A 2,832-nucleotide genomic window follows, 5' to 3' on the forward strand; every position below is an offset into this window, starting at 1 on the left:
GTGGTCCACGAGCCACCGCTGGCGGGGCTCGTGGCCGACGACCCGGAGTCCATGGCACAGCTGCAGCCGACGATGGCCTCCGTCGATGCCGCGATGGCCCACATCCGCCGGGCCGAGAACGAGCAGGGTGCACGCCTGTTCGTGGAGGAGGTAGCCCTGGGCCCCGGCATGTGGGACCAGCTGCCCGCGCCCCTGCGCGAGACGTTCGTGACCCACGCCCAGACCTGGTTGGACGAACAGACCGACCCGTCCTGGGCCCTACTGGACCTTGACGGGCTCTCTGCCTGTGCCACGCCGGTGCTGCTGAGCGGCGGCGGCGAGAGTCTCACCTGGTTCTCTACGGTCTTGGACCGGTTGGCCTCGGTCCTGCCGCACGCACAGCGCCAGACTTTCGAGGGCGCGGGTCACATCCCGCACGTCACCCATTCACAGGACTACGCGAACGTCGTCACCAGGTTCATCCGGGCAGCGGGAGCCGGCGAACCCGCGCCCGGCCAGTGACACACCACGCACCGCGGGAGGCTACGGATCCCCGTCCTCCTCGTGCTGGCGATCTCGTCCGAGGCGGTTGTCGGTAGGGTCTGGTCGGTATGGATGCGCACGCGATGGTGACTGTTCCGGCCGGGCGGGTTGTGTTGTCGGATCGCCGTACGGAGCGGAGCTGGGACGTCGGGGTAGAGGCCTGTCGGCTTGGGGCGGTTCCGGTCACGCAGGCGTTCTACGCGCGGGTCACCGGCCAGCGGCCGAGCGCGGCTCGGGGGGACCGGTTGCCCGTCGAGGGGGTCTCGTGGTGGGACGCGGTGCGGTTCTGCAACGCCCTGTCGGTGCGGGAAGGGCTCGCGCCCGTCTATCAGTTCGCTGATGACGGTGAGGGCGTTGCGTGGGACGCCTCCGCCGATGGATATCGGCTGCCCACCGAAGCCGAGTGGGAGTACGCCTGCCGGGCCGGTACGAGCGGGCCGCGCTACGGGGCGCTCGACGAAGTCGCCTGGTATCGGGGCAACTCGGAGGAGCGCCTCCGCGACGTGGGCGGTAAGCGGCCCACGCCGTGGGGGCACTATGACCTGCTCGGCAACGTGTGGGAGTGGTGCTGGGACGTCTACGACCCCGAGGTGTACGGGACCTACCGGGTGCTGCGCGGGGGTGGCTGGTTCGACGAGCACTGGAGCTGCCGGGCCTCCGTGCGGCGCCGCAGCCACCCGACGTTCCGGGTGGATGACGTGGGGTTCCGCGTCGCGCGGTCCGGTGGCGGCGGCTAGGCGTCTGTGCCCTCTGCTTCCTCTACGCCCTCCACGAAGTGGTCGAACTCGCCTGCCTGTACGCCGAGTACGAACGCGTCCCACTTGCGTTGGGTCGTCGTGACGACGTTGTCGGGGTCGCTGGTCTCGCGGATGTAGACCGGGCCGTTGTCGGTGCCGTCGTCGCCGAAGGCGATCTCGATCCAGGGGCCGGGTCCTGTGGCGTCTTCGGGGGCGGCGCGCACCCAGGTGAGGTCGGAGGGGATCGGCGCGGGTGCGTCAGCCACGGCTGGGGGTCTCCTTGAGGGTTCGGAGGAGGCTGGTGAAGGCGTGCGGGGTGGTCGAGAGTATGGCTTGGGTGGGGTCGGCTGATTCGGTTAGTTGGATGGTCGGGGTGAGAGCGGCATCGGTGGCAACGTGTAGGCAGGATTCGCCCTCGCCGCAGTAGGACGATTTCTGCCAGGTCATGGTGGACACGCTTACCTCTCAAGAGGTCTGGATGATTCGGTGGATAAGGGCACGTGATTCTGTCTCGATCAGGCTGAGGGTTGTCAGGCGGTCGAGGACCTTGCGGTACTTATTGAGCTGGGCTTCCGCATCCAGCAGAGCGATCCCGTGTGACTGGTCGAGCTGGACGGTGTCGAGCTGCGGCACCGCGCCTTGTACGTAGTAGATGGGCTGGCCCGCGCCGGGGTACCCGCCCGCGTCAAACGGGATGACCAGGATGGTCACGTTGGGATGCTCGCTGAGCTTGAGCAGGTGCTTGAGCTGCTGCCGAGCCACGTCCCGGCCGCCGAACCTCATGTGCAGCGCCGCTTCGTGGATGACCGCCTGGTACGGGACCGGTTCACGGTGAACGAAGAGGACTCCCTGCCGCTTGATGCGGAAGGATGTGCGGAGGTCCACCTCTCGTGGCGAGAGTTCCGGTACTACCTGGTGGAACACCTCGCGCGCGTGGTCAGTTGTCTGGAGCAGGCCAGGGATGCCCGAGGTGTGGGCGGTGCGCAGGGCGTGGCCGGAGCGCTCCAGCTCCGCCAGGTCGAGCAGCTTCGCGGGCAGAACCTCCCGGTACTCCTCCCACCAGCCACGCTTGCGCTCGGCGGCGAGGTCGATGAGGGCCTCCACGAGACCCTTGTCCGCGCAGTCGTAGTGGCAGGCCAGCGTGCGGAGGCGTTCAGGGCTCACGCCGATCCGTCCAGCCTCCATGTTGCTGACCTGGTTCTGCTTGATGCCGATGAGCTGTGCGGCCTCTGTTGACGACAGTCCGGCGCTCTCGCGCAGCCTGCGCAGTTCCCGCCCCAGACGGAGTTGGCGCCCCGTTGGGTTACTCCTCATGGCCACTCTGTGCTCCCTGGCATCGCTATGTCACCCACATGGGTGGTTGGGGCGTCTCTTCCGGAGATCCACCTTAATAACTTAAGCCGTGGCGCTACCTTCAATTCAGGGCCCCGTCCAGAAGTACCCCGCTCGACGGAGCGACCTGGTCACTGGATACCCAAGCCAACCAACTCGCCGTTCCTGAACGGAGATCGCCATGACCGCCACCGTAACCGCCCCCTGGACCTACACCCTCCACCTCCCTCACGACCCCCGC

General features: G+C 67.7%; 5 protein-coding genes. 2 read left to right on the forward strand and 3 right to left on the reverse strand.

Annotation, left to right across the window (positions count from 1 at the left end):
- Both U9R90_RS35115 and U9R90_RS35120 read left to right on the forward strand, forming a co-directional pair.
- The coding region (locus U9R90_RS35115) for an alpha/beta fold hydrolase (RefSeq protein ID WP_411061459.1) at positions 1-501 on the forward strand (501 nt) is incomplete at its 5' end.
- Between the two features lie 104 nt (positions 502-605).
- Positions 606-1,259, forward strand: coding sequence for a formylglycine-generating enzyme family protein (locus tag U9R90_RS35120; protein ID WP_411061460.1), 654 nt, complete (start codon positions 606-608; stop codon positions 1,257-1,259).
- Here the strand turns inward: U9R90_RS35120 and U9R90_RS35125 are convergent.
- From U9R90_RS35125 to U9R90_RS35135, 3 genes are read right to left on the reverse strand one after another with little or no spacing between them, the layout of a single operon-like run.
- Positions 1,256-1,525, reverse strand: a complete 270-nt coding sequence (locus U9R90_RS35125; protein ID WP_411061462.1) for a DUF397 domain-containing protein — start codon at positions 1,523-1,525, stop codon at positions 1,256-1,258. The genes U9R90_RS35120 and U9R90_RS35125 overlap by 4 nt on opposite strands.
- Entirely contained in the window at positions 1,518-1,706 is a 189-nt protein-coding gene (locus tag U9R90_RS35130) for a DUF397 domain-containing protein (RefSeq protein ID WP_411061463.1), read from the reverse strand. The genes U9R90_RS35125 and U9R90_RS35130 overlap by 8 nt, the downstream gene beginning before the upstream one ends.
- A gap of 18 nt (positions 1,707-1,724) precedes the next feature.
- Complete coding sequence (locus U9R90_RS35135) at positions 1,725-2,573, reverse strand: helix-turn-helix domain-containing protein (protein ID WP_411061465.1); 849 nt, start codon at positions 2,571-2,573, stop codon at positions 1,725-1,727.
- Positions 2,574-2,832 lie beyond the last annotated feature (259 nt).

Origin of the sequence: Streptomyces sp. E11-3 (assembly GCF_046540415.1) — a bacterium.
Classification (GTDB): domain Bacteria; phylum Actinomycetota; class Actinomycetes; order Streptomycetales; family Streptomycetaceae; genus Streptomyces.

What these genes read in the sequence shown, in the direction of transcription:
- U9R90_RS35130 (WP_411061463.1), bottom strand. Translation starts at nt 1,706, where the DNA reads ATGACCTGGCAGAAATCGTCCTACTGCGGCGAGGGCGAATCCTGCCTA.
- U9R90_RS35135 (WP_411061465.1), bottom strand. Translation starts at nt 2,573, where the DNA reads ATGAGGAGTAACCCAACGGGGCGCCAACTCCGTCTGGGGCGGGAACTG.
- U9R90_RS35120 (WP_411061460.1), top strand. Translation starts at nt 606, where the DNA reads ATGGTGACTGTTCCGGCCGGGCGGGTTGTGTTGTCGGATCGCCGTACG.